This is a genomic window from Enterobacter cloacae complex sp. CDL013 (genome assembly GCF_049238805.1).
In the GTDB taxonomy this organism is placed as follows: domain Bacteria; phylum Pseudomonadota; class Gammaproteobacteria; order Enterobacterales; family Enterobacteriaceae; genus Enterobacter; species Enterobacter hormaechei_C.
On the sequence record NZ_JBMKGT010000002.1, the window covers coordinates 422,764 to 449,705 of the forward strand.

The 26,942-nt window shown below is 55.8% G+C and carries 22 protein-coding genes; 21 read left to right on the forward strand and 1 reads right to left on the reverse strand.

Translation table 11 applies throughout. The annotated features are described in order from the left end of the window. Window positions 1-7 precede the first annotated feature (7 nt). Window positions 8-1,858: an outer membrane assembly protein AsmA gene (gene asmA / locus ACOTXD_RS04970; protein WP_061856593.1), complete on the forward strand. Its 1,851-nt coding sequence runs from the start codon at window positions 8-10 to the stop codon at window positions 1,856-1,858. A gap of 113 nt (window positions 1,859-1,971) precedes the next feature. Here the strand turns inward: asmA and ACOTXD_RS04975 are convergent, their stop codons facing one another. Continuing rightward, window positions 1,972-3,555, reverse strand: a complete 1,584-nt coding sequence (locus tag ACOTXD_RS04975) for a TerC family protein (RefSeq protein WP_061856592.1) — start codon at window positions 3,553-3,555, stop codon at window positions 1,972-1,974. Between the two features lie 693 nt (window positions 3,556-4,248). Here ACOTXD_RS04975 and ACOTXD_RS04980 point away from each other — a divergent pair. The 20 genes from ACOTXD_RS04980 to wcaM all read left to right on the forward strand — a co-directional run bounded on the left by ACOTXD_RS04980 (window position 4,249) and on the right by wcaM (window position 26,878). After that, on the forward strand, window positions 4,249-5,385 hold the full coding sequence (locus ACOTXD_RS04980) for a polysaccharide export protein (RefSeq protein ID WP_003862079.1): 1,137 nt from the start codon (window positions 4,249-4,251) through the stop codon (window positions 5,383-5,385). A 6-nt stretch (window positions 5,386-5,391) separates the two neighbouring features. Then, complete coding sequence (gene wzb / locus ACOTXD_RS04985; protein WP_003862078.1) at window positions 5,392-5,835, forward strand: low molecular weight protein-tyrosine-phosphatase Wzb; 444 nt, start codon at window positions 5,392-5,394, stop codon at window positions 5,833-5,835. A 2-nt stretch (window positions 5,836-5,837) separates the two neighbouring features. Then, window positions 5,838-8,000 carry a tyrosine-protein kinase Wzc gene (wzc, locus tag ACOTXD_RS04990; protein WP_015572374.1) on the forward strand — a complete coding sequence of 721 codons (2,163 nt, stop codon included), beginning with the start codon at window positions 5,838-5,840 and terminating at the stop codon, window positions 7,998-8,000. A gap of 151 nt (window positions 8,001-8,151) precedes the next feature. Further along, window positions 8,152-8,994 carry a colanic acid biosynthesis glycosyltransferase WcaA gene (wcaA, locus tag ACOTXD_RS04995; protein WP_017383272.1) on the forward strand — a complete coding sequence of 281 codons (843 nt, stop codon included), beginning with the start codon at window positions 8,152-8,154 and terminating at the stop codon, window positions 8,992-8,994. After that, complete coding sequence (gene wcaB / locus ACOTXD_RS05000; RefSeq protein ID WP_003863505.1) at window positions 8,994-9,485, forward strand: colanic acid biosynthesis acetyltransferase WcaB; 492 nt, start codon at window positions 8,994-8,996, stop codon at window positions 9,483-9,485. The genes wcaA and wcaB overlap by 1 nt, the downstream gene beginning before the upstream one ends. Then, a complete protein-coding gene (gene wcaC / locus ACOTXD_RS05005) occupies window positions 9,482-10,699 on the forward strand; it encodes a colanic acid biosynthesis glycosyltransferase WcaC (protein ID WP_061856591.1) in 1,218 nt (405 codons plus the stop codon). Before wcaB ends, wcaC begins: the two co-directional genes overlap by 4 nt. Beyond that, a complete protein-coding gene (gene wcaD / locus ACOTXD_RS05010) occupies window positions 10,674-11,894 on the forward strand; it encodes a colanic acid polymerase WcaD (protein WP_045350260.1) in 1,221 nt (406 codons plus the stop codon). The genes wcaC and wcaD overlap by 26 nt, the downstream gene beginning before the upstream one ends. A 16-nt stretch (window positions 11,895-11,910) precedes the next feature. Then, the gene (gene wcaE / locus ACOTXD_RS05015) at window positions 11,911-12,657 is read left to right on the forward strand and encodes a colanic acid biosynthesis glycosyltransferase WcaE (protein ID WP_003863510.1); all 747 of its coding nucleotides are present in this window, start codon (window positions 11,911-11,913) and stop codon (window positions 12,655-12,657) included. Window positions 12,658-12,673: 16 nt separating this feature from the next. After that, window positions 12,674-13,222 (forward strand): colanic acid biosynthesis acetyltransferase WcaF, encoded by a 549-nt coding sequence (gene wcaF / locus ACOTXD_RS05020; RefSeq protein ID WP_003863512.1) that lies wholly within the window; start codon window positions 12,674-12,676, stop codon window positions 13,220-13,222. Between the two features lie 24 nt (window positions 13,223-13,246). Then, a complete protein-coding gene (gene gmd, locus ACOTXD_RS05025; RefSeq protein WP_003863514.1) occupies window positions 13,247-14,368 on the forward strand; it encodes a GDP-mannose 4,6-dehydratase in 1,122 nt (373 codons plus the stop codon). A gap of 2 nt (window positions 14,369-14,370) precedes the next feature. Next, window positions 14,371-15,336 carry a GDP-L-fucose synthase gene (gene fcl / locus ACOTXD_RS05030; RefSeq protein WP_045324873.1) on the forward strand — a complete coding sequence of 322 codons (966 nt, stop codon included), beginning with the start codon at window positions 14,371-14,373 and terminating at the stop codon, window positions 15,334-15,336. Window positions 15,337-15,338: 2 nt separating this feature from the next. Further along, window positions 15,339-15,818, forward strand: a complete 480-nt coding sequence (locus ACOTXD_RS05035) for a GDP-mannose mannosyl hydrolase (RefSeq protein ID WP_003863519.1) — start codon at window positions 15,339-15,341, stop codon at window positions 15,816-15,818. After that, window positions 15,815-17,038, forward strand: a complete 1,224-nt coding sequence (gene wcaI, locus ACOTXD_RS05040; protein WP_022651482.1) for a colanic acid biosynthesis fucosyltransferase WcaI — start codon at window positions 15,815-15,817, stop codon at window positions 17,036-17,038. The genes ACOTXD_RS05035 and wcaI overlap by 4 nt, the downstream gene beginning before the upstream one ends. A gap of 3 nt (window positions 17,039-17,041) precedes the next feature. Continuing rightward, window positions 17,042-18,478, forward strand: a complete 1,437-nt coding sequence (gene cpsB / locus ACOTXD_RS05045; RefSeq protein WP_003863522.1) for a mannose-1-phosphate guanyltransferase — start codon at window positions 17,042-17,044, stop codon at window positions 18,476-18,478. A 109-nt stretch (window positions 18,479-18,587) separates the two neighbouring features. Then, the gene (cpsG, locus tag ACOTXD_RS05050) at window positions 18,588-19,958 is read left to right on the forward strand and encodes a colanic acid biosynthesis phosphomannomutase CpsG (protein WP_061856590.1); all 1,371 of its coding nucleotides are present in this window, start codon (window positions 18,588-18,590) and stop codon (window positions 19,956-19,958) included. Window positions 19,959-20,086: 128 nt separating this feature from the next. After that, window positions 20,087-21,481 carry an undecaprenyl-phosphate glucose phosphotransferase gene (wcaJ, locus tag ACOTXD_RS05055; RefSeq protein ID WP_003863525.1) on the forward strand — a complete coding sequence of 465 codons (1,395 nt, stop codon included), beginning with the start codon at window positions 20,087-20,089 and terminating at the stop codon, window positions 21,479-21,481. 1 nt (window position 21,482) lies between these two features. Then, a complete protein-coding gene (gene wzxC, locus ACOTXD_RS05060) occupies window positions 21,483-22,961 on the forward strand; it encodes a colanic acid undecaprenyl disphosphate flippase WzxC (protein WP_003863527.1) in 1,479 nt (492 codons plus the stop codon). Between the two features lie 15 nt (window positions 22,962-22,976). After that, window positions 22,977-24,257, forward strand: coding sequence for a colanic acid biosynthesis pyruvyl transferase WcaK (gene wcaK / locus ACOTXD_RS05065; protein ID WP_059294563.1), 1,281 nt, complete (start codon window positions 22,977-22,979; stop codon window positions 24,255-24,257). Then, complete coding sequence (wcaL, locus tag ACOTXD_RS05070) at window positions 24,254-25,474, forward strand: colanic acid biosynthesis glycosyltransferase WcaL (RefSeq protein ID WP_023324940.1); 1,221 nt, start codon at window positions 24,254-24,256, stop codon at window positions 25,472-25,474. The genes wcaK and wcaL overlap by 4 nt, the downstream gene beginning before the upstream one ends. Window positions 25,475-25,486: 12 nt before the next feature. Next, window positions 25,487-26,878, forward strand: a complete 1,392-nt coding sequence (wcaM, locus tag ACOTXD_RS05075; RefSeq protein WP_061856589.1) for a colanic acid biosynthesis protein WcaM — start codon at window positions 25,487-25,489, stop codon at window positions 26,876-26,878. The last annotated feature ends 64 nt before the right edge of the window (window positions 26,879-26,942 follow it).

A 26,942-nucleotide genomic window follows, 5' to 3' on the forward strand; every position in this document is an offset into this window, starting at 1 on the left:
GGAAGCCATGAGAAGAGTTCTGACAACGCTGATGATTTTGCTGGTGGTGCTGGTGGCTGGCCTTTCAGCGTTGGTGCTGCTGGTTAACCCGAATGACTTCCGGGCCTACATGGTGCGGCAGGTGGAAGCGCGCAGCGGGTATGAACTCAAGCTGGACGGGCCCCTGCGCTGGCACGTCTGGCCGCAGCTCAGCATTCTCTCCGGACGTATGTCGCTCACCGCGCCGGGCGCCGCGCAGCCGCTGGTGACGGCGGATAACATGCGTCTTGATGTTGCGCTCATCCCGCTCTTATCCCATCAGCTCCAGGTTGAACAGGTGATGCTGAAAGGGGCGGTGATTCAGCTTACGCCGCAAACCGAAGCCGTTCGTCAGGCGGATGCGCCGGTCGCACCGCGTGAAAACACCTTGCCTGACGTCCCCTCTGATACCGGCTGGTCGTTCGATATTGGTAATCTGAAAGTTGCTGACAGCGTGCTGGTTTTCCAGCATGAGGATGACGAACAGATCACCGTACGCAATATCAATCTCAGGATGGAGCAGGACGCCAATCATCACGCCACCATGGAGTTCTCCGGGCGGATCAACCGCAATCAGCGCGATCTCAACCTGTCGATGAACGCAAACGTGAACGCTCCTGACTATCCGCACCAGCTGACGGCGGACGTTCAGCAGCTCAACTGGCAGCTGACCGGCGCGGATTTACCCGCGAAGGGGATTGCCGGCCAGGGCTCGATGCAGGCGGTGTGGCATGAAGAGCGCAAACAGCTCGAACTGAACGCGCTCAACCTCCAGGCCAACGACAGTTCCCTGAAGGGGCAGGCGAGCGTCACGCTTGATGAGAAACCTAAGTGGGTGCTGGATCTGCAATTCGACAAGCTGAATCTCGAGAACTTGCTTCCGCTCCAACCGGTGAACGCGACCGATGAGGGAGCCACGCAGGTAGGGCAAAGCCAGGCCACGCAGTCGCGTCCGGTGATCTCCTCAAATCTCGATCTGCCTGACTACAACGGCCTGCGCGGATTTACCGCCGACATTCTGCTGAAAGCGAACAGCGTGCGCTGGCGTGGAATTGATTTTACCGACGTCAGCAGCCAGATGTTCAACCACAACGGCCTGCTGGTCATCTCCGAGCTCAGCGGAAAAATGGGAGCAGGGAACCTCTCGCTGCCGGGCACGCTGGATGTACGCAAAGACGTTGCCAGCGCCGCGTTCCAGCCGCGTCTGGAAAACGTTGAAATTGGCACCATCCTGAAAGCCTTTAATTACCCAATTGCCCTCACGGGGCAGCTGTCGCTGGCAGGGGATTTCTCTGGCACGAAGATTGATGCGGATGCCTTCCGTCGTAGCTGGCAGGGGCAGGCGCACGTTGAGCTGAAAGATACGCGCATGGAAGGGCTGAACTTCCAGCAGCTGGTGCAGCAGGCGGTAGAGCGCAGCAGCAGCGTGAAAGCGAATGAAAACTACGACAGCGCAACCCGTCTCGACAGCTTTACCAGTGAGCTTGCCCTCGACGACGGTCAGCTCTCGCTGGACGACATGCAGGGCACTTCGTCACTGCTGGCGCTGACCGGAACCGGCGCGCTGGATCTGGTGAAAGAGACGGCAGACACCCGCTTCAACGTCCGCGTGAAGGCTGGCTGGGAAGGCGAAGGCCAGCTTGTAGAGTTCCTGAAAGAGACGCCGATACCGCTGCGCGTTTACGGAAAATGGCAGGCGCTGAATTACAGTTTGCAGGTCGATCAGATCCTGCGTAAGCACCTTCAGGATGAAGCGAAACGTCGGCTGAATGACTGGGCGGACCGCAATAAAGAGTCTCAGTCAGGTAAGGACGTGAAAAAACTGCTCGATAAGCTGTGATGCCTGTTGTGCCGGGTGGCATGTACGGCCTGATGCCCTCACCCCGGCCCTCTCCGACGGGGAGAGGGAGCAAACACTAAAAACGGCAACGAGGTTGCCGTTTTGCTTTTTACCTACACCTCAAAATCCATCTCATCTTCACCGCGCAGCGGTATCAGCTGCACCTTCTGCACGCGATGGCTCTCAACCTGCAAGGTTTTGAGCATGTAATCCCCCACCTGAACCTCTTCCCCCGGCTGCGGAATACGTTGCAGATTTTCCATCAGCAAACCGGCGATGGTGTGATATTCGCGCTTCTCGTCCAGCGGAAGCGGAACGAACTGCACCAGATCTTCGAGCGGCATGTGGCCGTTGGCGGTCCAGCTGCCGTCGGCGTTTTTCTGAATATCGTGGCGCGCATCGATTTCATCCACCTCATTAGGCAGATTACCGGCGATGGTTTCCATCACGTCGCTGAGCGTCACCAGCCCTTCCACAGAACCAAACTCATCAACGACAAACGCGAAGTGGGTGCGCGCGTTGCGGAACTGCTCCAGCGCGGAGAGCAGCGGCAGCGCTTCCGGGAAGACCAGCGGCTGGCGCACCAGCGCGCGCAGGTTGAGCGGCTCGCCGTGAAGCTGCTGTTGCAGCAGGTCAATCACGTGTACCACGCCCAGCAGCTCTTCTTCCTCTTCACCGCCGGTCACGACCACGCGGGTGTGCTGGTTTTTATCCAGCAGGGCACGGATCTGCTCTTCCGGCGCCGTCAGGTCAATATGCTCAATGTCATGGCGGGAGGTCATGATACTGCTCACTGTGCGCTGGTTGAGGTTAAGCACGCGCTCTATCATCCGGCGTTCCTGCGGGTTGAAGATCTGCCCGTCGTTGTGGTCGGCAAGCATCGCCGCGGATTCAGCATCCAGCTCGGCATCCTCTTTTTTGCCGCTCAGCAGGCGCATCACCGTATCTGCGGTGCGCTGACGTAATGTCTGGTTCGCGGAAAGAAAACGGCGACGGTTGAAAATGGCCAGTTGGTTGAGAAACTCAATCAGCACCGAGAAACCAATGGCGGCGTACAGATACCCTTTCGGGATATGGAAGCCAAAACCATCCGCTACCAGGCTAAAGCCAATCATCAGCAGGAAGCTCAGACAGAGGATGACGATAGTCGGGTGACTGTTCACGAAGCGCGTCAGGGCTTTACTGGCGAGCACCATCAGGGTGATGGCGATGATCACGGCGGCCATCATCACCGCCAGATGGTCAACCATCCCGACGGCCGTGATCACGGAGTCGAGAGAAAAGACGGCATCCAGCACCACTATCTGTGCGACCACCGGCCAGAATTTAGCGCCGCGTCGCTGGGTGGGGTTTTCACTGTCTTTTCCTTCCAGCCGCTCATTAAGCTCAACCGTGGCTTTGAACAGCAGGAACAATCCGCCGAAAAGCATGATCAGGTCGCGGGCGCTAAAGCTCAGACCCTGCACGCTGAATAAGGGTTTGGTCAGCGTCACCAGCCACGAGATTGAGGCCAGTAACAGCAGACGCATCACCATGGCGAGCAGAAGACCCGTCACGCGGGCGCGGTCGCGTTGTGAAGGGGGTAATTTATCGGCAAGGATGGCGATAAACACCAGGTTATCAATGCCGAGCACTAATTCGATGACGACCAGCGTCACCAGCCCGGCCCAGATTGATGGATCGGCAATCCATTCCATAGTAAATGCAATACCTTCTGTTATATGACTAATGTCACACTTCGATCATGGATAAAGCCGACGGAAATTGCAATGCCGGGGTGAGATTTCTCTTAATGCTACACTCAGGTAAACCCCATTTGCCGGGCGGTGTAAATAAGTTAATTGCGAAGATTTAATTACAGAAGTCGTTATTTAGGAAATATCGCAATAAATGGTCCGGCGATCTATTTTGTCAATATAAAGAAAATCCGAAAACCTTAAAACTTTGCTCTTAATATTAATCTTAAAAACGAATATTAGGACGGTTGTCTCCTTGCCTGCTATTAGGTTAGCTGCAACAATTCTTCCAGCATCAAATGTTAAAACTCCTTGTTGCTATTTTTGTTTCGGTCTTTGGTGAAGGTTATACATTATCAATCGCCCCTGTGAGGCGTTTGATATATTTCGCAAAAGGCCTTATCCAAGAGGGTGTCCAACCATAACGCATTGTTTAGTCAGTGGATTGGTAACTGAAAGCCAAGGGCGGTAGCGTGCCTGAAAGCGTGTGAATCAGCCTCAATTATTCTGTCAATAGCCAATGGATGAATAAGCTTTTTTTAGGACTGATGCCAGTTATATTGCTAAATGATTAACTGCATTCTGATTGTCACCACGACCCGCGCTTATTTTAATTGCACAGGATAATTACTCTGCCAAAGTGATAAATAATCAATGATGAAATCCAAAATGAAATTGATGCCATTATTGGTGTCTGTGACCTTGATGAGTGGTTGCACGGTCTTTCCCGGCAGCAATATGTCGACAATGGGCAAGGATGTGATTAAACAGCAGGATGCTGATTTTGATCTCGACAAAATGGTGAATGTGTATCCATTAACCCCACGTCTGGTGGAACAATTACGGCCACGTCCAAATGTTGCTCAGCCAAATATGTCTCTGGACCAGGAAATTGCCTCTTACCAGTATCGCGTGGGTCCGGGTGACGTCATTAACGTGACCGTCTGGGATCACCCGGAGCTGACCACGCCTGCGGGCCAGTACCGTAGCTCAAGCGACACCGGTAACTGGGTACAGTCCGATGGCACCATGTTCTATCCCTACATTGGCAAAGTGCACGTCGCGGGCAAAACGCTTGCTGAGATCCGTAGTGATATTACCGGCCGCCTGGCGCAGTACATTGCTGACCCGCAGGTGGACGTTAATATCGCCGCGTTCCGATCCCAGAAAGCCTATATCTCTGGCCAGGTCAATAAATCCGGCCAGCAGGCTATTACTAACGTCCCGCTCACCGTTCTTGATGCGATCAATGCCGCAGGCGGCTTAACCGACGGCGCTGACTGGCGCAACGTGGTGCTAACCCACAACGGCAAAGAGCAGCGCATTTCGCTTCAGGCGCTGATGCAAAACGGTGACCTGACCCAGAACCGCCTCCTCTATCCGGGCGACATTCTGTACGTGCCGCGCAATGACGATCTGAAAGTGTTCGTGATGGGTGAAGTGAAGAAACAGAGCACCCTCAAGATGGACTTCAGCGGTATGACCCTGACCGAAGCGCTGGGCAATGCGGAAGGCATCGACCTGACCGCCTCCAACGCCAGCGGTATCTTCGTGATCCGTCCTATCAAAGGCGAGAACGCGAAGGGCAAGATTGCCAACATCTACCAGCTGGATATGTCCGACGCGACGTCGCTGGTCATGGCAACGTCGTTCCGTCTCCAGCCGTACGATGTGGTCTATGTCACCACCGCGCCGGTCGCCCGCTGGAACCGTCTGATCAACCAGTTGCTGCCTACCATCAGTGGCGTTCGCTACATGACGGATACGGCGAGCGACGTTCATAACTGGTAAGCCGCGATGTTTAACAAAATTCTGGTGGTGTGCGTGGGGAACATTTGCCGTTCCCCCACGGCTGAAAGGCTGTTGAAAAATTACCAGCCTGCGTTAACGGTCGACTCCGCAGGGCTGGGCGCGCTGGTCGGAAAAGGTGCCGACGAACGTGCCGCAAGCGTTGCCCTTGAGCATAACCTCTCACTCGACGGGCACGTTGCCCGTCAGGTCTCTGGCCGGATGTGCCGGGAATATGACCTGATCCTCGCGATGGAAAAACGCCACATTCACGCGCTGTGCGATATCGCACCGGAGATGCGCGGCAAGGTGATGCTGTTTGGTCACTGGGATGGTGAGCGCGAAATTCCCGATCCGTATCGCAAGAGCCGCGAGGCCTTTGAGGCGGTATACACCTTACTAGACCAGTCTGCCCGTCAGTGGGCGCAGGCACTGAAAGCTCAGCAGGGATAACAATGACAGAAAAAACAAGACCTTCTGCCGCCCCGACGTCGGGCAGTGATGAAATCGATATCGGTCGCCTGGTCGGGACCGTTATTGAAGCGAAATGGTGGGTGCTGGGTATTACCGCCATCTTTGCCGTGGCGGCGATCGTTTATACGCTGTTCGCGACGCCTATTTACAGCGCCGACGCGCTGGTGCAGATCGAACAAAATACCGGTAATTCGCTGGTTCAGGATATCGGCTCGGCGCTGGCCAACAAGCCGCCGGCATCGGAAGCCGAAATTCAGCTGATCCAGTCGCGCCTGGTACTGGGCAAAACGGTTCACGACCTGGGGCTGGATATCGCGGTCACCAAAAACACCTTCCCGGTGTTTGGCGCAGGCTGGGATCGCCTGATGGGGCGCAGTAACGATACGGTAAAAGTGACCGACTTCGTGATCCCAAAAGGGGCAGGGGACCAAACCTTTACCCTGACCGTGCTGGGACCAAAACAGTATCAGCTGACCAGCGACGCGGGCTTCAGCGCGCGCGGCGAGGTGGGGCAGATGCTGACTAAAGAGGGCGTCAGCATCAAGGTCAGCGCAATTCAGGCGCATGAGGGCGGGGAGTTTACGGTCACCAAATTCTCGACGCTCGGGATGATCAACAACCTGCAAAACAACCTGACCGTCACCGAAAACGGCAAGGATACCGGCGTCCTGAGCATGACCTTCACCGGTGAAGACAAGGATCAAATTCGCGACATCCTCAATAGCATCACCCGCAACTATCTGGAGCAGAACGTTGAGCGCAAGTCAGCGGAAGCCGCAAAAAGCCTGGCGTTTCTCAGTAAACAGCTGCCGGAGGTGCGCGCCCGTCTGGATGACGCTGAGAACAAGCTGAACGCGTACCGTCAGGACAAAGATTCCGTCGATCTGCCGCTGGAGGCGAAATCGGTTCTCGACTCCATGGTGAATATTGATGCGCAGCTGAACGAGCTGACCTTCAAAGAGGCGGAGATTTCCAAGCTCTATACCAAACGTCACCCGGCGTACCGCACGCTGCTGGAGAAACGTCGTACCCTGGAAGAAGAGAAGGCGAAGCTGAATGACCGCGTGACCGCGATGCCGAAGACGCAGCAGGAAATTGTACGCCTGACGCGTGATGTGGAATCCGGCCAGCAGGTTTACATGCAGCTGCTGAACAAACAGCAGGAGCTGAAAATCACCGAAGCCAGCACCGTCGGCGACGTGCGTATCGTTGACCCGGCGATTACCCAGCCGGGCGTGCTGAAGCCGAAGAAGGCGCTGATTATCCTCGGCAGCATTATTCTCGGCCTGATGCTTTCCATTGTCGGCGTGCTGCTGCGCTCGCTGTTCAACCGCGGTATTGAAAGCCCGCAGGTGCTGGAAGAGAACGGGATCAGCGTGTACGCCAGCATCCCGCTCTCCGAGTGGCAGAAGTCCCGTGACAGCGTCAAAACCGTTAAGGGCGTCAAGCGTTACAAACAGAGCCAGCTGCTGGCCGTGGGTAACCCGACTGACCTGGCGATTGAAGCGGTGCGCAGCCTGCGTACCAGCCTCCACTTCGCCATGATGCAGGCCAAAAACAACGTCCTGATGATGACCGGCGTTAGCCCATCAATCGGTAAAACCTTCGTCTGCGCCAACCTGGCGGCGGTGGTGAGCCAGACCAACAAACGCGTGCTGCTGATCGACTGCGACATGCGTAAGGGCTACACCCACGAGCTGCTGGGGACCAACAACGTTAACGGACTGTCGGAAATCCTGCTCGGTAAAGGGGAAATCAGCGAGAGCGCCAAGCCGACGTCGATTCCGAAATTTGACCTGATCCCGCGTGGCCAGGTGCCGCCGAACCCGTCTGAACTGCTGATGAGCGAGCGCTTTACGCAGCTGATTGAGTGGGCGAGCAAAAACTATGACCTGGTGCTGATCGATACCCCACCAATTCTGGCGGTCACCGACGCTGCCGTGGTAGGGCGTCATGCGGGCACCACGCTGATGGTCGCACGCTATGCGGTGAACACCCTGAAGGAAGTGGAAACCAGCCTGAGCCGCTTTGAGCAGAACGGTATTGAGGTGAAGGGGGTCATTCTGAACTCCATCTTCCGCCGCGCGACCGGGTATCAGGATTACGGCTACTACGAGTACGAATACAAGTCTGACAGTAAATAACAAAATGCACCCCACACCCCTCACCCTAACCCTCTCCCCAAAGGGGAGAGGGGACTGTTCGGTGCTGGATTTGGGGGACGAACGTAATGATAACCACTGGATGCCTTTCACCCTCTCCCCTATGGGGAGAGGGCCGGGGTGAGGGGAAAATATGACCACACAACGCCCTTTGATTTCTATCTATATGCCGACATGGAATCGTCAGCAGCTGGCGATCCGCGCGATTAAATCGGTCCTGCGTCAGGATTACGATAACTGGGAACTGATTATCGTGGATGACTGTTCCTCCTCTTACGAACAACTGCAAAAGTTTGTTGAAGACCTGAACGACCCGCGCGTGGTGTACACCCACAACGCCATCAACTCCGGGGCGTGTGCGGTGCGCAACCAGGCGATTATGCAGGCGAAAGGGCAGTATCTGACCGGTATCGACGACGATGACGAATGGACGCCAAACCGCCTGTCAATCTTCCTGTCGCACAAAGCGCAGCTGGTGACCCACGCGTTTCTGTATGCCAACGACTATGTCTGCCAGGGCGAGGTCTATTCGCAGCCGGCCAGCCTGCCGCTGTATCCGAAATCACCGTATTCCCGCCGCCTGTTCTACAAGCGCAACATTATCGGCAACCAGGTGTTTACCTGGGCATGGCGCTTTAAGGAGTGCCTGTTCGATACCGAGCTGAAGGCGGCGCAGGATTACGACATTTTCCTGCGGATGGTGGTGGAGTACGGCGAGCCGTGGAAGGTGGAAGAGGCCACGCAGATCCTGCACATCAATCACGGGGAGATGCAAATCACCTCGTCGCCGAAGAAATTCTCGGGCTACTTCCATTTTTACCGCAAGCACAAGGACAAGTTTGACCGTGCCAGCCGGAAGTATCAGCTCTTCACCCTGTATCAGATCCGTAACAAGCGCATGAACTGGCGCACGTTGCTGACGTTGCTGTCGGTACGTAACGGCAAGCGTCTGGCTGACGGGCTTCGGGGGAAATAATGTTTCTGGAAGATTGCCGCGCTAACAGCTGGAGCCTGCGCCCGTGCTGCATGGTTCTGGCCTACCGTATTGCGCACTTTTGCTCGGTGTGGCGCAAAAAAAATGTGCTGAACAATATCTGGGCCGCGCCGGTGCTGGTGCTGTACCGCATCATCACCGAATGCTTTTTTGGCTATGAAATTCAGGCCGCAGCCACCATTGGCCGCCGCTTTACCATTCATCACGGTTATGCGGTGGTCATCAACAAGTTCGTCGTCGCGGGTGATGATTTCACCATTCGCCACGGGGTGACGATCGGCAACCGCGGGCCGGACAGCCTGGCCTGCCCGGTCATCGGCAATAACGTCGAGCTGGGTGCCAACGTAGTGATGATTGGGGACATTACCGTGGGCAATAACGTGACGATTGGCGCAGGCAGCGTGGTGCTGGACAGCATTCCGGACAACGCGCTGGTGGTGGGCGAGAAAGCCCGCGTGAAGGTGATAAAATGAACATTCTGCAATTTAACGTACGCCTCGCAGAGGGCGGGGCGGCAGGCGTAGCGCTGGATCTGCACCAGCGCGCGCTGCAAAAAGGATTACAGTCGCGCTTCGTTTACGGTTACGGCAAAGGTGGCAAGAAAAGCGTCAGCCATGATAACTATCCGCAGGTGCTGAAGCAGACGCCACGTCTGACCTCCATCGCCAATATCGCGCTGTTCCGCCTGTTTAACCGCGACCTGTTCGGCAACCTGAATAATCTCTACCGCACCGTCACCCGCACTCGCGGCCCGGTTGTGCTGCACTTTCACGTGCTGCACAGCTACTGGCTGAATCTGGAAGAGGTGGTGGCGTTTTGTGGCAAGGTGAAGGCGCATAAGCCGGATACCCGATTCGTCTGGACGCTGCACGACCACTGGAGCGTGACCGGACGCTGCGCCTTTACCGACGGCTGCGAAGGCTGGAAAAATAACTGCCAGAAATGCCCTACGCTCAGCAACTACCCGCCGGTGAAGGTCGATCGCGCGCATCAGCTGGTTGAGGGTAAGCGTCAGCTGTTCCGCGATATGCTCTCGCTCGGCTGCACCTTTATCTCCCCAAGCCAGCACGTGGCGGATGCTTTTAATAGCCTGTACGGAGCAGGGCGTTGCCAGATCATCAACAACGGTATTGATGTGGCGACGGAAGCGATCCTGGCCGAACTGACGCCCGTAGCCATTACCGTCGGTAAGCCGAAAATTGCGGTCGTCGCCCATGACCTGCGTTACGACGGCAAAACCAACCAGCAGCTGGTGCGCGACATGATGGCGCTCGGCGACAAGATTGAGCTGCATACCTTTGGCAAATTCTCCCCGTTTGAAGGCGCTAACGTGGTGAACCACGGGTTTGAAACCGACAAACGCAAACTGATGAGCGCGCTGAACGGTATGGACGCGCTGGTGTTCAGCTCCCGCGTGGACAACTACCCGCTGATCCTGTGCGAAGCGCTTTCCATCGGCGTGCCGGTGATTGCCACCCACAGCGACGCCGCGCGGGAAGTGCTGGAGAAATCCGGCGGTAAAACCTTCAGTGAAAACGAGGTGCTGCCGCTGGTGCAGTTGTCGAAGGCCGATATCGTGCAGGCTGTTTTTGGCACTGACCTGGAATCGTTCCGCAACCGCAGCCGTAAAGCGTACAGTGGACAACAGATGCTGGAGGAGTATGTCTCGTTCTATCAGAATCTGTAGTTATCTGCTGCTGCCGCTGATCTACCTGCTGGTCAACGTCAAGATTGCCCAGCTCGGCGAAAGCTTCCCGATCACTATCGTCACCTTCCTGCCGGTTCTGCTGTTGCTTTACGTTGACAAGCTTAACCTCAAAAAGCTGATGATTGCGCTGGGCATCGGGTTTGGTCTGACGGCGTTTAACTACATCTTTGGTCAGTCGCTGGACGCCAGCAAATATGTCACCTCCACCATGCTGTTTGTTTATATCGTTATCATTATTGGCATGGTGTGGAGTATTCGCTTTAAAACTATTTCTCCGCACAATTATAGGAAAATCCTCAGGTTCTTTTATATTGTCGTCGGGCTGATTGTTGTGCTTGCGGCAATGGAGATGGCGCAAATTATTCTCACAGGCGGAAGCAGCCTGATGGAAATAATTTCGAAATATCTTATATACAGTAACAGCTATGTACTGAACTTCATTAAGTTTGGTGGCAAGCGTACAACCGCGCTCTATTTTGAACCGGCGTTTTTTGCTCTGGCATTAATCTCAATTTGGCTCAGCATCAAACAGTTCGGTATCAAAACCCCCAAGACCGATGCTATGATTCTTGCAGGAATCGTTCTGTCAGGGTCGTTCTCCGGGGTAATGACGTTTATTCTGTTTTACCTGCTGGAGTGGGCGTTCCAGTACCTGAACAAAGAGGCGATTAAGAAAAAACTGCCGCTGGCGATAATCTCTCTGACGGTATTTTTAGTGGGCGTGATATTTGCGTTTCCGTACATTTCTGAGCGTCTGGGTGATTTGGGAACGGAAGGGTCATCGTCCTATTATCGCATCATTGGTCCACTGGTGATGGTGGGTTATTCCTTAACCCATATAGATGGCGTAGTAAGATTCGGCTCACTTTATGAATATGTTGCATCATTCGGAATCTTTAACGGTGCGGATGTCGGTAAAACCATAGACAATGGTCTGTATCTGTTAATTATCTATTTTTCCTGGTTCGCCGTACTGTTGACACTGTGGTATCTGTTTAAAGTTTTCAAAATGATGATTAACGCGTTTGGTGATAACCAGAACTTTCGCGTGCAACTTTATCTGTTCACACCGGTGTCGTTGTTTTTTACCGGGTCAATATTTAGCCCGGAATATGCATTCTTAATTGTATGTCCGTTTATTTTGCGCAAGGCGCTGAATATTACGAGCATATGACGAAATGAGGTGATTTATGTTTCTTAGCGTCATTACTGTCGCCTTTCGTAACTACGAAGGGGTGGTAAAAACCTGGCGCTCGCTGCGCAACCTGGCGCGCGATCCGAGCCTCACGTTTGAGTGGATCGTGGTCGATGGCGGCTCGAACGACGGCACGGCGGAGTTCCTGGAAAAACTCAACGGTGAGTTCAACTTACGTTACATCAGCGAGAAAGATAAAGGCATTTACGATGCCATGAATAAAGGCATCAACATGGCGCAGGGGCGTTACGCCATCTTCCTCAATTCCGGCGATGTGTTCCATGAAGATGTGGCGCTGTTTGCCCGTCAGCTGGCGCGCCAGAAAGAAGATGCCATGTTTATCGGTGATGCGCTGCTTGATTTCGGCGAGGGGAAAAAAGTGCTGCGCGGTGCGAAACCAGGCTGGTATATCTACCACAGCCTCCCGGCCAGCCATCAGGCTATTTTCTTCCCAATGAGCGGTCTGAAAAAACAGCCTTACGATTTGCGCTATAAAGTGTCATCAGATTATGCCCTGGCCGCCAGCCTTTACAAATCTGGCTACCCGTTCCGTCGAATTAAAGGACTGGTATCTGAATTTTCAATGGGCGGCGTGTCAACCTCGAATAATCTGGAACTGTGCCAGGATGCCAAAAACGTGCAGCGTAAAATATTACGCGTGCCGGGGTTCTGGGCGGAATTATCTTATTTCTTACGTCTGAAAACGACGGGTAAAGCGAAAGCCTTATATAACAAAGCCTGAGATATAAGGAAACGTAATGCAGGAATTAAATGGATTCTCCGTACCGAAAGGTTTTCGGGGCGGGAGCGGTATTAAAGTTCAACTGTGGTGGGCTGTACAGGCAACGTTATTTGCCTGGTCGCCGCAAATACTGTACCGCTGGCGCGCATTTTTACTGCGTCTGTTTGGCGCAAAAATAGGAAAAAACGTAGTCATTCGACCTTCGGTGAAAATTACTTATCCCTGGAAATTAACGCTTGGGGATTACGCCTGGGTTGGGGATGACGCAGTGTTATATACCCTTGGCGAGATTACGATTGGCGCAAATTCGGTGGTTTCACAGAAGTGTTATTTGTGCACCGGCAGCCACGATTTTATGAGCCCGCATTTTGATATTACCGCTTCGCCTGTTGTGATCGGTGAAAAATGCTGGCTGGCAACAGACGTCTTTGTTGCACCCGGTGTTTCTGTTGGCGATGGCACGGTAGTCGGTGCCCGCAGCAGCGTTTTTAAATCGCTTCCGGCAAATAAAATTTGCCGTGGCAACCCCGCAGTGGTGATACGCGAACGCGTTGAAACTGATTAAATTCATAAGTAGAGGAATATAAACATGTCTAAAGTCGCTCTCATCACCGGCGTTACCGGGCAGGATGGTTCTTACCTGGCAGAGTTACTGCTGGAAAAAGGGTATGAAGTTCACGGCATTAAGCGTCGTGCCTCTTCATTTAATACCGAGCGTGTCGATCATATTTACCAGGATCCTCACGCGGCGAACCCGAAATTCCACCTGCATTACGGCGACCTGACCGATACCTCCAACCTGACCCGTATCCTGCAAGAAGTACAGCCGGATGAAGTGTACAACCTGGGGGCGATGAGCCACGTTGCGGTTTCCTTCGAGTCCCCGGAGTACACCGCTGACGTGGACGCCATGGGTACGCTGCGTCTGCTGGAAGCGATTCGCTTCCTGGGTCTTGAGAAGAAAACCCGCTTCTACCAGGCATCTACCTCTGAGCTGTACGGTCTGGTGCAGGAAATTCCACAGAAAGAGACCACGCCGTTCTACCCGCGTTCTCCGTACGCTGTGGCGAAACTGTACGCCTACTGGATCACCGTGAACTACCGTGAATCCTACGGCATGTACGCCTGTAACGGCATTCTGTTCAACCACGAATCTCCGCGTCGCGGCGAAACCTTCGTGACCCGCAAAATCACCCGCGCGATCGCTAACATCGCTCAGGGCCTGGAGTCTTGCCTGCACCTCGGCAACATGGATTCCCTGCGTGACTGGGGCCATGCGAAAGACTACGTGAAAATGCAGTGGATGATGTTGCAGCAGGAGCAGCCAGAAGACTTCGTGATTGCGACCGGCGTCCAGTACTCCGTACGTCAGTTCGTTGAGATGGCTGCGGCACAGCTGGGCATCAAGCTGCGCTTCGAAGGCACCGGCGTGGAAGAGAAGGGTATCGTTGTTTCCGTGACCGGCCATGACGCACCGGGCGTGAAGCCAGGCGACGTGATTGTCCAGGTTGATCCGCGTTACTTCCGTCCTGCTGAAGTGGAAACCCTGCTGGGCGACCCAACCAAAGCGCACGAGAAACTGGGCTGGAAACCAGAAACCACCCTGCAAGAAATGGTATCCGAGATGGTGGCCAAAGATCTTGAAGCAGCGAAAAAACACTCCCTGCTCAAATCCCATGGCTACGAGGTTGCCATCGCGCTGGAGTCCTGAGAATGACAAAACAACGTATTTTTGTCGCCGGTCATCGCGGAATGGTGGGTTCCGCGATTGTTCGCCAGCTGGAACAGCGCGGTGACGTGGAGGTGATTGTTCGCACCCGCGACGAGCTGAACCTGCTTGACAGCAAAGCGGTGCAGGACTTCTTCGCCAGTGAACGTATCGACCAGGTGTATCTGGCGGCGGCGAAGGTGGGCGGCATCGTCGCTAACAACACCTACCCGGCGGATTTCATCTACGAGAACATGATGATTGAGAGCAACATCATTCACGCGGCGCATATGCACAACGTGAATAAGCTGCTGTTCCTCGGCTCATCCTGTATCTACCCGAAAATGGCGAAGCAGCCGATCGCCGAGAGCGAACTGTTACAGGGCACGCTTGAAGCCACCAACGAGCCGTATGCGATTGCCAAAATTGCCGGGATCAAGCTGTGTGAATCCTACAACCGTCAGTATAACCGCGACTATCGCTCGGTGATGCCGACCAACCTGTACGGACCGCACGACAACTTCCACCCGAGCAATTCCCACGTGATCCCGGCGCTGCTGCGTCGTTTCCACGAGGCGACTGCCGAAAACGCCCCGGACGTGGTGGTGTGGGGCAGCGGTACGCCAATGCGCGAGTTCCTTCACGTGGACGATATGGCGGCGGCCAGCATTCACGTGATGGAGCTGGATCGCGAAGTGTGGCAGGAAAACACCGAGCCGATGCTGTCGCACATTAACGTCGGGACCGGCGTAGACTGCACCATTCGCGAGCTGGCGCAGACCATCGCGCAGGTGGTGGGTTACAAAGGACGCGTGGTGTTTGACGCCACCAAACCGGACGGCACGCCGCGCAAGCTGCTGGACGTGACCCGTCTGCATCAGCTGGGCTGGTATCACGAGGTCTCACTGGAGCAGGGGCTGGCCAGCACCTACCAGTGGTTCCTGGAAAACCAGCACCGCTTCCGGGGGTAATGATGTTTTTAAGTCAGGAAGATTTTGCCACGGTAGTGCGTTCCACTCCGCTGATCTCAATTGATTTGATCGTGGAGAACGAACGCGGCGAGTTCTTGCTGGGGAAACGAACCAATCGTCCTGCACAGGGCTTCTGGTTCGTGCCCGGCGGGCGCGTGCAGAAGGATGAGACGCTTACCGATGCGTTTGAGCGTCTCACTCTGGCGGAACTGGGCCTGCAACTGCCGATGGCAGCGGGCCAGTTTTACGGGGTCTGGCAGCACTTCTATGACGATAACTTTTCAGGCACCGGATTCACCACGCACTACGTCGTGCTGGGGTTCCGCCTGAAGGTGAGTGAGGCAGACCTGCGTCTGCCTGATTCTCAGCATGACGATTACCGCTGGTTAACGCCAGAGGCGCTGCTGGCAAGCGACAACGTCCATGACAACAGTCGGGCGTACTTCCTTGCGGAACGTCAGGCCGAGGTGCCAGGTCTATGAAAATCCTCGTCTACGGAATTAACTACTCGCCGGAGCTTACCGGTATCGGGAAATACACCGGCGAGATGGTCGAGTGGATGGCGAGCCAGGGACATGACGTGCGGGTGATTACTGCCCCGCCGTATTACCCGGAGTGGAAGGTAGGCGAACGCTATTCCAGCTGGCGCTACCGCCGCGAAGAGGGCGCCGCGACCGTCTGGCGCTGCCCGCTCTACGTGCCGAAACAGCCCTCGACGCTGAAACGTTTAATTCATCTGGGCAGCTTTGCCCTGAGCAGTTTCTTCCCGCTGATGGCGCAGCGTCGCTGGAAGCCGGATCGCATCATCGGCGTGGTGCCGACCCTGTTCTGCACGCCAGGCATGCGCCTGCTGGGAAAACTCTCCGGCGCGCGCACCCTGCTGCACATTCAGGATTATGAAGTGGACGCCATGCTCGGGCTGGGTATGGCCGGGAAAGGCAAGGGCGGCAAGGTGGCGAAGCTCGCCAGCGCCTTTGAGCGCAGCGGCCTGCACAACGTGGATTACGTCTCGACCATCTCGCGCTCGATGATGAACAAGGCGCAGGAGAAGGGCGTCCCGGCGGAAAAAGTGATCTTCTTTCCGAACTGGTCCGAAGTGGCGCGCTTCCGCGATGTGACAGACCAGGACGCGCAGGCGTTGCGCGCGCAACTCGGGTTGCCTGCTGAGCAAAAAATCATTCTTTACTCAGGCAACATCGGCGAAAAACAGGGGCTGGAGAGCGTGATTGACGCCGCGCTTCAGCTGAGCGAACACCCGTGGATGTTCGTAATAGTCGGGCAGGGCGGTGGTAAAGCGCGGCTGGAAAAAATGGCCAGCGAGCGCGGACTGACCAACATCCGCTTCTTCCCGCTTCAGTCTTATGACGCGCTGCCCGCGCTGCTGAAAATGGCGGACTGCCATCTGGTGGTGCAAAAACGCGGCGCGGCGGATGCGGTGCTGCCGTCCAAGCTGACCAACATTCTGGCAGTGGGCGGAAATGCGGTGATTACGGCAGAAGCCGCAACAGAATTAGGCCAGCTGTGCAACAGCTACCCGGGCATTGCCGTTTGCGTAGAGCCTGAATCGGTTCCTGCGCTGGTGACCGGAATTGAGCAGGCACTCGCCATGCCAAAAGAGAACACGGTGGCACGTGAATATGCCGAACGCACGCTCGAGAAAGAGAACGTGCTGAGCCAATTTATTGCAGATATACGGGGATAAATCATGAGTCAAACCACTTTGTATCCGGTCGTAATGGCGGGTGGATCCGGGAGCCGGTTGTGGCCACTGTCCCGCGTGCTTTATCCAAAACAATTTCTGTGCCTGAAAGGCGACCTCACCATGCTGCAAACGACGGTTAACCGTCTGCACGGCGTGGAGTGTGAAAGCCCGGTGGTGATCTGTAACGAGCAGCACCGCTTTATCGTTGCCGAGCAACTGCGCCAGCTGAATAAACTGACCGAAAATATCATTCTGGAGCCTGCCGGACGCAACACGGCGCCTGCCATTGCCCTTGCGGCGCTGGCGGCAAAACGCAGCAGCCCGGACTGCGACCCGCTGATGCTGGTGCTGGCGGCTGACCACGTCATCCAGCAGGAAGAGGCCTTCCGCGACGCGGTACGCGCCGCGATTCCTTACGCTGAGAACGGCAAGCTGGTGACCTTCGGCATCGTGCCGGATCTCCCGGAAACCGGCTATGGCTACATTCGCCGCGGCAGCGTTACGCCTGGTGAAGGCGACAGCGTGGCCTTTGACGTGGCGCAGTTTGTCGAAAAACCGAATCTGGAAACCGCGCAGGCGTATGTCGCCAGCGGTGAATACTACTGGAACAGCGGTATGTTCCTGTTCCGCGCCGGTCGCTACCTGGAAGAGCTGGAAAAATATCGCCCGGATATCTTAAGCGCCTGCGAAAAAGCGATGGCGGTGGTGGATCCGGATCTCGATTTTATCCGCGTGGACGAAGAAGCCTTCCTCGCCTGTCCGGAAGAGTCCATTGACTATGCGGTGATGGAACGTACGGCAGATGCGGTAGTGGTACCGATGGATGCGGGCTGGAGCGACGTCGGCTCCTGGTCGTCACTGTGGGAGATCAGCGCGCATACCCCGGAGGGTAACGTCCATCACGGGGATGTGATCAGCCACAAAACGGAAAACAGCTACGTCTACGCCGAATCTGGCCTCGTCACCACGGTAGGGGTGAAGGATCTGGTGGTCGTGCAGACCAAAGACGCGGTGCTGATTGCCGACCGTAATGCCGTGCAGGACGTTAAAAAAGTGGTGGAGAAGATCAAGGCCGATGGCCGTCACGAACACCATATTCACCGTGAAGTCTACCGCCCGTGGGGCAAATATGACTCCATCGACGCCGGCGAGCGTTATCAGGTGAAACGCATCACCGTGAAGCCGGGAGAAGGGCTGTCGGTGCAGATGCACCATCACCGCGCCGAACACTGGGTGGTGGTGGCAGGGACCGCCAAAGTGACCATCGACGGTGAAGTGAAGCTGCTCGGTGAAAACGAGTCCATTTATATTCCGCTGGGCGCCACGCACTGTCTGGAAAACCCGGGGAAAATTCCGCTCGACTTAATTGAGGTGCGTTCCGGCTCCTATCTGGAAGAGGACGACATCATCCGCTTCCAGGATCGCTACGGGCGCGTGTAGCACTCCGCATCATGCCCGGTGGCGCTGCGCTTTCCGGGCCTACGAATGAAAAAAATAAATTTGGCCATTACATGGTCAGGGCCAACTGTTGCCTGAAAAAGGGGTCATCATGGAAAAATTAACCTGTTTTAAAGCCTACGATATTCGCGGCAAGCTGGGCGAAGAGCTGAACGAAGACATTGCGTGGCGCATCGGCCGCGCGTACGGCGAATACCTGAAACCACAAACTATCGTGCTTGGCGGCGACGTGCGTCTGACAAGCGAATCCCTGAAGCTGGCGCTGGCGAAAGGGCTACAGGACGCGGGCGTCGACGTGCTGGACATTGGCCTTTCCGGTACCGAAGAGATCTATTTTGCCACCTTCCACCTGGGCGTGGACGGCGGTATCGAAGTTACCGCCAGCCATAACCCAATGGACTACAACGGCATGAAGCTGGTGCGCAAGGGCGCCCGTCCTATCAGCGGCGACACCGGCCTGCGCGACGTGCAGCGTCTGGCCGAGGCCAACGACTTCCCGCCGGTTAACGACGCAAAACGCGGCAGCTATAAGCAGATTAACCTGCAAAAAGAGTACATCGACCACCTGCTGGGCTACATCAATGTGGCAAACCTCAAACCGCTGAAGCTGGTGATTAACTCCGGCAACGGCGCGGCAGGCCCGGTTGTCGATGCACTTGAAGCCCGCTTTAAGGCGCTGAACGTGCCGGTGACCTTCGTCAAAGTGCACAACACGCCAGACGGCAACTTTCCGAACGGTATTCCTAACCCGCTGCTGCCGGAGTGCCGCGACGACACCCGCAACGCGGTGATTGAGCACGGCGCCGATATGGGTATCGCCTTTGACGGCGACTTCGACCGCTGCTTCCTGTTCGATGAGAAAGGGCAGTTTATCGAAGGCTACTACATCGTTGGCCTGCTGGCGGAAGCGTTCCTCGAGAAAAACCCGGGGGCGAAAATCATTCACGATCCGCGTCTTTCCTGGAACACCGTCGACGTGGTGAAGGCCGCGGGCGGCGAGCCGGTGATGTCCAAAACCGGCCACGCGTTTATCAAAGAGCGTATGCGTGAGGAAGACGCCATCTACGGCGGCGAGATGAGCGCCCACCACTATTTCCGTGATTTTGCCTACTGCGACAGCGGGATGATCCCGTGGCTGCTGGTGACCGAGCTGCTGTGCCTGAAAGGGCAGAGCCTGGGCGAACTGGTGCGCGACCGTATGGCGGCGTTCCCGGCGAGCGGCGAGATCAACAGCAAACTGGCGCAGCCCGCTGAGGCCATTGCCCGCGTGGAACAGCACTTTGCCATTCATGCGCTGGAGATTGACCGTACCGACGGTATCAGCATGGCGTTCCCGCAGTGGCGCTTTAACCTGCGCTCGTCCAATACCGAGCCGGTGGTGCGCCTGAACGTGGAGTCCCGCGCTGACACCGCGCTGATGGAAGCCCGAACGAAGGACATTCTGGCGCTGTTGAATCAGTAAAAAGAAAACCTTACCCCTCACCCTAACCCTCTCCCCAAAGGGGAGAGGGAACTTGAACACCCTCTCCCCTTTGGGGAGAGGGCCGGGGTGAGGGGCGAGGGGTAAGGTTTAGAACTAAAGGAACAACGATGACAAATCTAAAAAAGCGCGAACGAGCGAGAACGAATGCATCGTTAATCTCTATGGTGCAGCGTTTTTCTGATATCACCATCATGGTCGGCGGACTGTGGGCGGTGTGTTGGGTCAGCGGGCAGTCGTTCTTATACATGCACTTGCTGATGGCGTTAATTGCGCTGGTGGTGTTTCAGATGATCGGCGGCATGACCGATTTCTATCGTTCATGGCGCGGCGTCAAAATGACCACCGAACTGATGCTGCTGCTCCAGAACTGGACCTTAAGCCTGATTTTCAGCGCAGGCCTGGTGGCGTTCAGCCATGATTTTGATAACCGTCTTGTGACCTATCTCTGCTGGTATCTGTTAACCAGCATTGGCATGGTGGTCTGCCGCTCGCTGATCCGCTTTGGCGCGGGCTGGCTGCGCAACCGCGGGTATAACCGTCGCTTCGTTGCCGTGGCGGGCGATCTGCCGGTGGGACAGGTGTTGCTCGACAGCTTCCGCAAAGAGCCGTGGTTAGGTTTTGAAGTGGTCGGGATTTATCACGACGCGAAGCCCGGCGGCGTACCGTCCGACTGGGCAGGTAACTACGAACAGCTTATTGACGATGCGAAAGCCGGCAAAATTCATAACGTCTACATCGCCATGCAGATGAAAGATGAATCCCGCATCAAGAAACTGATGCGCGAGCTGGCGGATACCACCTGCTCGGTGATCCTCATCCCGGATGTCTTCACCTTCAATATTCTCCACTCCCGTATTGAAGAGGTGAACGGGGTACCGGTTGTTCCGCTGTACGACACGCCGCTGTCGGGGATTAACCGCGTGCTGAAGCGCGTGGAAGATATCGTGCTTTCGTCCCTGATCCTGCTGCTCATCTCCCCGGTGCTGTGCTGTATTGCGCTGGCGGTGAAGCTCAGCTCGCCGGGGCCGATCATCTTCCGTCAGACCCGCTACGGCATGGACGGTAAGCCGATCATGGTGTGGAAATTCCGCTCCATGAAGGTGATGGAGAACGACAAGGTGGTGACCCAGGCGACGCAGAACGATCCGCGCGTCACCCGCGTGGGCAACTTCCTGCGCCGTACCTCGCTCGATGAGCTGCCGCAGTTCATCAACGTGTTCACCGGCGGGATGTCCATCGTCGGGCCTCGTCCTCACGCCGTGGCCCATAACGAGCAGTACCGTACCCTGATTGAAGGCTACATGCTGCGCCATAAGGTGAAGCCGGGCATCACCGGCTGGGCGCAGATCAACGGCTGGCGCGGCGAGACCGACACGCTGGAAAAAATGGAAAAACGTATCGAGTTCGATCTGGAGTACATCCGCGAGTGGAGCCTCTGGTTCGATATCAAGATTGTTTTTCTGACCATTTTCAAAGGTTTCGTGAACAAAGCGGCGTACTAAGATGAGCTTACGAGAAAAAACCATCAGCGGTGCGAAATGGTCAGCCATGGCCACCATCGTCATCATTGGCCTCGGCCTGGTGCAGATGACGGTGCTGGCGCGCATTATCGATAATCACCAGTTTGGTCTGCTGACCGTCTCGCTCGTGATTATCGCCCTGGCCGATACGCTGTCGGACTTTGGTATCGCCAACTCCATTATCCAGCGCAAAGAGATCAGCCATCTGGAGCTGACCACCCTCTACTGGCTGAACGTCGGGCTGGGTATCTTCGTTTTTGTGCTGGTGTTCCTGCTGAGCGATGTGATTGCCGGCGTGCTGCATAACCCGGACCTGGCGCCGCTGATGCGCACCCTGTCGTTCGCTTTCGTGGTGATTCCGCACGGGCAGCAGTTCCGCGCGCTAATGCAGAAAGAGCTGGAGTTCAACAAAATCGGCATGATTGAGACCAGCGCCGTGCTGGCGGGCTTTACCTTCACCGTGGTCAGCGCCCATTTCTGGCCGCTGGCGATGACCGCCATCCTCGGCTACCTCGTTAACTCTGCCGTGCGCACGCTGCTGTTCGGCTTTTTTGGCCGTAAGATTTATCGCCCGGGGCTGCATTTTTCGCTGGCATCTGTTTCATCCAACCTGCGCTTCGGCGCGTGGCTGACGGCAGACAGCATTATCAACTACGTGAATACTAACCTCTCCACGCTGGTACTGGCGCGCATTCTGGGCGCGAGCGTCGCGGGTGGCTACAACCTGGCGTATAACGTCGCGGTTGTCCCGCCGATGAAGCTCAACCCGATTATTACCCGCGTCCTGTTCCCGGCGTTCGCCAAAATTCAGGACGATACCGAGAAGCTGCGCGTGAATTTTTACAAGCTGCTCTCCGTGGTGGGGATCATCAACTTCCCGGTCCTGCTGGGGCTGATGGTGGTCGCCAGCAATTTCGTACCGCTGGTGTTTGGCGAGAAGTGGAACAGCATCATCCCAATCCTGCAACTGCTGTGCGTCGTGGGGCTGCTGCGCTCGGTGGGGAACCCGATTGGTTCTCTGCTTATGGCAAAGGCGCGCGTGGATATCAGCTTCAAGTTCAACGTGTTTAAAACCTTCCTGTTTATTCCGGCAATTATTGTGGGCGGGCACATGGCGGGCGCCATTGGCGTGACGCTCGGCTTCCTGCTGGTGCAAATCGTCAATACCGTGCTGAGCTACTTCGTGATGATCAAACCGGTGCTGGGCTCCAGCTACCGTCAGTACATCCTCAGCCTGTGGCTGCCGTTTTATCTCTCCTTGCCGACGCTTGCGGTGAGCTACGGCCTGGGCGTGGTGCTCAACGGACATCTGCCGCTGGCGGCGCTGCTTGCGGTGCAGGTCGCGGCAGGCGCGCTGGCGTTTGGCGTGATGATTGTGCTGTCACGCAATGCGCTGGTGGTCGAGATGAAGCGCCAGTTTTGCCGTAACGAAAAAATGAAAACGCTGCTTCGCGCAGGCTAATTTTACGAGGCCATTATGAAATTACTTATTCTTGGCAACCATACCTGCGGCAACCGTGGCGACAGCGCCATCCTGCGCGGTTTACTGGATGCAATTAACACCCTTAAGCCTGAGACAGAAGTGGATGTGATGAGCCGTTATCCGGTCAGCTCATCCTGGTTACTGAACCGCCCGGTGATGGGCGACCCGCTCTACAGCCAGATGAAACAGCACAACAACGCTGCGGGCGTGATGGGGCGCGTGAAGAAAGTGCTGCGTCGCCGCTACCAGCATCAGGTGCTGCTTTCTCGCGTGACCGACACCGGCAAGCTGCGCAACATCGCCATTGCGCAGGGCTTTACCGATTTTGTGCGTCTGCTGTCCGGCTATGACGCCATTATTCAGGTGGGCGGTTCGTTCTTCGTCGATCTCTACGGCGTGCCGCAGTTTGAGCATGCGCTTTGTACATTCATGGCGAAAAAGCCGCTGTTTATGATCGGCCACAGCGTCGGGCCATTCCAGGATCCGCAGTTTAACCAGCTGGCGAACTATGTCTTCGGCCACTGCGACGCGCTGATCCTGCGTGAATCGGTCAGCCTCGACATGATGAAGCGCAGCGAAATCGACACCACCAAAGTGGAGCACGGTGTAGACACCGCCTGGCTGGTGGATCATCAGGATGACAGCTTCCAGGCCAGCTACGCGGTACAGCACTGGCTGGACGTGGCGGCAAAGCAGAAAACCGTCGCCATTACCCTGCGTGAACTTGCGCCGTTCGATAAACGCCTCGGCACGACCCAGGCGGCGTACGAGAAAGCCTTTGCCGAGGTGGTGAACCGCGTGCTGGACAGCGGTTACCAGGTGCTGGCGCTCTCCACCTGTACCGGTATCGACAGCTACAACAAAGATGACCGTATGGTGGCGCTCAACCTGCGCAACCTGGTGAACGATCCGTCCCGCTATCACGTGGTGATGGACGAGCTAAACGACCTTGAGATGGGCAAGCTGCTCTCCGCCTGCGACCTGACCGTGGGCACGCGTCTGCACTCGGCTATTATCTCGATGAACTTCGGCACGCCAGCCATCGCCATTAACTACGAGCACAAGTCCGCGGGCATTATGCAGCAGCTCGGTATGCCGGAAATGGCCGTCGATATTCGTCATCTGCTGGACGGGTCGCTGGGTGCGATGGTGGGCGACACGCTCGGCCAGTTGCATGCGATCAACGAACGTCTGGCGGTGGCGGTAAAAGCCGAACGCGAAAAAGGTATTGGCATGGTGAAATCCGTACTCGACCGCGTCCGGGAGGGGAAATGAAGGTTGGTTTCTTCTTACTGAAATTTCCGCTGTCGTCTGAAACTTTTGTGCTGAACCAAATCACCGCGTTTATCGATATGGGGTATGACGTGGAGATTATCGCCCTGCAAAAGGGCGATACGCAAAACACCCATGCGGCGTATACCCGGTATGGGCTGGAGGCAAAAACCCGCTGGTTGCAGGATGAACCCGCCGGACGGATGAACAAATTGCGCCATCGCGCCGGACAGACGCTGCGCGGCCTGCATCGCGCCTCGACGTGGCGGGCGCTGAATATGTCGCGCTATGGGGCGGAGGCCCGCAACCTGATCTTATCCGCCATTTGCGGGCAAACGGCCCAGCCGTACCGGGCCGATGTCTTTATCGCCCACTTTGGCCCGGCGGGCGTAACGGCGGCAAAACTGCGTGAGCTGGGGGTGATTGACGGCAAAATCGCAACCATTTTCCACGGTATCGACATCTCCAGCCGGGAAGTGCTGAACCACTACACGCCGGAATATCAGCAGCTGTTTCGCCGTGGCGACATGATGCTACCGATAAGCAACCTGTGGGCCGGGCGCCTGAAAACCATGGGGTGCCCGAGCGAGAAAATCACCGTTTCACGCATGGGCGTGGACATGGAACGCTTCACCCAGCGACCGGTCAAGGTGCCGGGCAAGCCGCTGCAAATTATCTCTGTTGCCCGCCTGACTGAAAAGAAAGGGCTGCACGTAGCCATCGAAGCCTGTCGCCAGCTGAAGGCGCGTGGTGTGGACTTCCACTACCGCATCCTGGGTATCGGGCCGTGGGAGCGTCGCCTGCGCACGCTGATTGAACAGTATCAGCTGGAAGACGTGGTCGAGATGCCGGGCTTCAAGCCGAGCCATGAAGTGAAAGCCATGCTTGATGACGCGGATGTGTTCCTGCTGCCTTCCGTAACCGGCGCCGACGGCGATATGGAAGGCATTCCCGTGGCGCTGATGGAGGCGATGGCGGTCGGCATTCCGGTAGTCTCGACCCTGCACAGCGGGATCCCGGAGCTGATCACCTCTGAGCATTCCGGCTGGCTGGTCCCTGAAAACAATGCGCTGGCGCTGGCGGATCGTCTGGCCGCGTTCAGTGATATCGATCAGCAGACGCTGATCCCTGTGCTGCAAAATGCGCGGCAAAAAGTTGAAGCAGAATTCAATCAGCAGGTGATTAATCGCCAGTTAGCGAGCCTGCTGCAAACGCTGTAACGCTGAGGTTGTATGCTGAAAAAGATTACCCGACGCCGATTTGTCTCTTCTTTATCCGTCCTGGCTGCCATGCCGCTGCTGTCGCCCCGCGCTGCGCGGGCGGCGACCGGGAAGACGGTTTCTGTCGATCGCTACAACAATAACGACTGGATCGCCGCCTTTAAGCAGGCATTTACCGAGGGCGATACCGTTGTTGTTCCCGCCGGGTTAACCTGTGAAAACATCAATACCGGCATTTTCATTCCTGATGGCAAAACCCTGCTGATCCGCGGCGCGCTGAAGGGCAACGGGCGCGGGCGGTTCGTGCTCCAGGAAGGCTGTAAGGTCATTGGGGAAGGAGAGGGGCGCACGCATAACATTACGCTGGACGTGCGTGGCTCCGACTGTGTCATTAAAGGGCTGGCGATGAGCGGCTTCGGCCCCGTCACCCAGATCTATATTGGCGGTAAAAAGCCGAGAGTGATGCGTAACCTGCTTATCGATCGCATTGCCGTGAGTCAGGCCAACTACGCCATTCTGCGCCAGGGTTTCCATAATCAGGTGGATGGTGCGCGCATTACCAACAGCAAATTCAGCCATTTGCAGGGTGACGCGATTGAGTGGAACGTGGCGATTAACGACCGTAACATCCTGATCTCTGACCACGTGATCGATAACATCAACTGCACAAACGGCAAGATCAACTGGGGCATAGGCATTGGACTGGCTGGCAGCACGTACGACAATGACTATCCGGAACAGCAGACCGTTAAAAACTTCGTGGTGGCGAATATCACCGGCAGCAACTGTCGGCAGCTGGTGCATGTTGAAAACGGTAAACACTTTGTGATCCGTAATATCAAGGCCAGCAATATTACTCCCGACTTCAGTAAAAAGGCCGGAATTGATAACGCAACGGTAGCTATTTATGGTTGTGATAATTTCGTTATCGATAATATCGATATGGTGAACAGCGCCGGAATGTTAATCGGGTATGGCGTGATCAAGGGCGATTATCTGTCGATACCGCAAAACTTCAAACTTAACGATATTCGCCTGGATAACCGACAGCTTGCCTATAAGCTGCGCGGGATACAGATTTCCTCCGGCAATGCCACCTCGTTTGTTGCCATCACCAATGTCAACATGCAGCGGGCAACGCTTGAGCTGCACAACAAGCCACAGCACCTTTTCTTGCGCAATATCAACGTGATGCAGGAGTCAACGACGGGGCCTGCGCTTAAGATGAACTTCGACTTGCGCAAAGACGTGCGCGGGAAGTTTATGGCTAAAAACGAGACGTTGCTGTCGCTTGCGAACATAAAAGCGGTTAATGAAAAGGGGCAGAGCTCGGTGGATATTGATCGGGTCGATCAACATGTGGTGAATACGGAACGGTTGAATTTTGCGCTGCCGCACAGGTAATCATCCAGACTATTTTGCGACAATTCCTGGAACGAAATCGCGATCTATTCAGATTACAACTACT

Bases quoted from the DNA above. Each gene is read 5' to 3' on its own strand.
- asmA (WP_061856593.1), top strand. From the start codon at position 8: ATGAGAAGAGTTCTGACAACGCTGATGATTTTGCTGGTGGTGCTGGTG.
- ACOTXD_RS04975 (WP_061856592.1), bottom strand. From the start codon at position 3,555: ATGGAATGGATTGCCGATCCATCAATCTGGGCCGGGCTGGTGACGCTG.
- ACOTXD_RS04980 (WP_003862079.1), top strand. From the start codon at position 4,249: ATGATGAAATCCAAAATGAAATTGATGCCATTATTGGTGTCTGTGACC.
- wzb (WP_003862078.1), top strand. From the start codon at position 5,392: ATGTTTAACAAAATTCTGGTGGTGTGCGTGGGGAACATTTGCCGTTCC.
- wzc (WP_015572374.1), top strand. From the start codon at position 5,838: ATGACAGAAAAAACAAGACCTTCTGCCGCCCCGACGTCGGGCAGTGAT.
- wcaA (WP_017383272.1), top strand. From the start codon at position 8,152: ATGACCACACAACGCCCTTTGATTTCTATCTATATGCCGACATGGAAT.
- wcaB (WP_003863505.1), top strand. From the start codon at position 8,994: ATGTTTCTGGAAGATTGCCGCGCTAACAGCTGGAGCCTGCGCCCGTGC.
- wcaC (WP_061856591.1), top strand. From the start codon at position 9,482: ATGAACATTCTGCAATTTAACGTACGCCTCGCAGAGGGCGGGGCGGCA.
- wcaD (WP_045350260.1), top strand. From the start codon at position 10,674: ATGTCTCGTTCTATCAGAATCTGTAGTTATCTGCTGCTGCCGCTGATC.
- wcaE (WP_003863510.1), top strand. From the start codon at position 11,911: ATGTTTCTTAGCGTCATTACTGTCGCCTTTCGTAACTACGAAGGGGTG.
- wcaF (WP_003863512.1), top strand. From the start codon at position 12,674: ATGCAGGAATTAAATGGATTCTCCGTACCGAAAGGTTTTCGGGGCGGG.
- gmd (WP_003863514.1), top strand. From the start codon at position 13,247: ATGTCTAAAGTCGCTCTCATCACCGGCGTTACCGGGCAGGATGGTTCT.
- fcl (WP_045324873.1), top strand. From the start codon at position 14,371: ATGACAAAACAACGTATTTTTGTCGCCGGTCATCGCGGAATGGTGGGT.
- ACOTXD_RS05035 (WP_003863519.1), top strand. From the start codon at position 15,339: ATGTTTTTAAGTCAGGAAGATTTTGCCACGGTAGTGCGTTCCACTCCG.
- wcaI (WP_022651482.1), top strand. From the start codon at position 15,815: ATGAAAATCCTCGTCTACGGAATTAACTACTCGCCGGAGCTTACCGGT.
- cpsB (WP_003863522.1), top strand. From the start codon at position 17,042: ATGAGTCAAACCACTTTGTATCCGGTCGTAATGGCGGGTGGATCCGGG.
- cpsG (WP_061856590.1), top strand. From the start codon at position 18,588: ATGGAAAAATTAACCTGTTTTAAAGCCTACGATATTCGCGGCAAGCTG.
- wcaJ (WP_003863525.1), top strand. From the start codon at position 20,087: ATGACAAATCTAAAAAAGCGCGAACGAGCGAGAACGAATGCATCGTTA.
- wzxC (WP_003863527.1), top strand. From the start codon at position 21,483: ATGAGCTTACGAGAAAAAACCATCAGCGGTGCGAAATGGTCAGCCATG.
- wcaK (WP_059294563.1), top strand. From the start codon at position 22,977: ATGAAATTACTTATTCTTGGCAACCATACCTGCGGCAACCGTGGCGAC.
- wcaL (WP_023324940.1), top strand. From the start codon at position 24,254: ATGAAGGTTGGTTTCTTCTTACTGAAATTTCCGCTGTCGTCTGAAACT.
- wcaM (WP_061856589.1), top strand. From the start codon at position 25,487: ATGCTGAAAAAGATTACCCGACGCCGATTTGTCTCTTCTTTATCCGTC.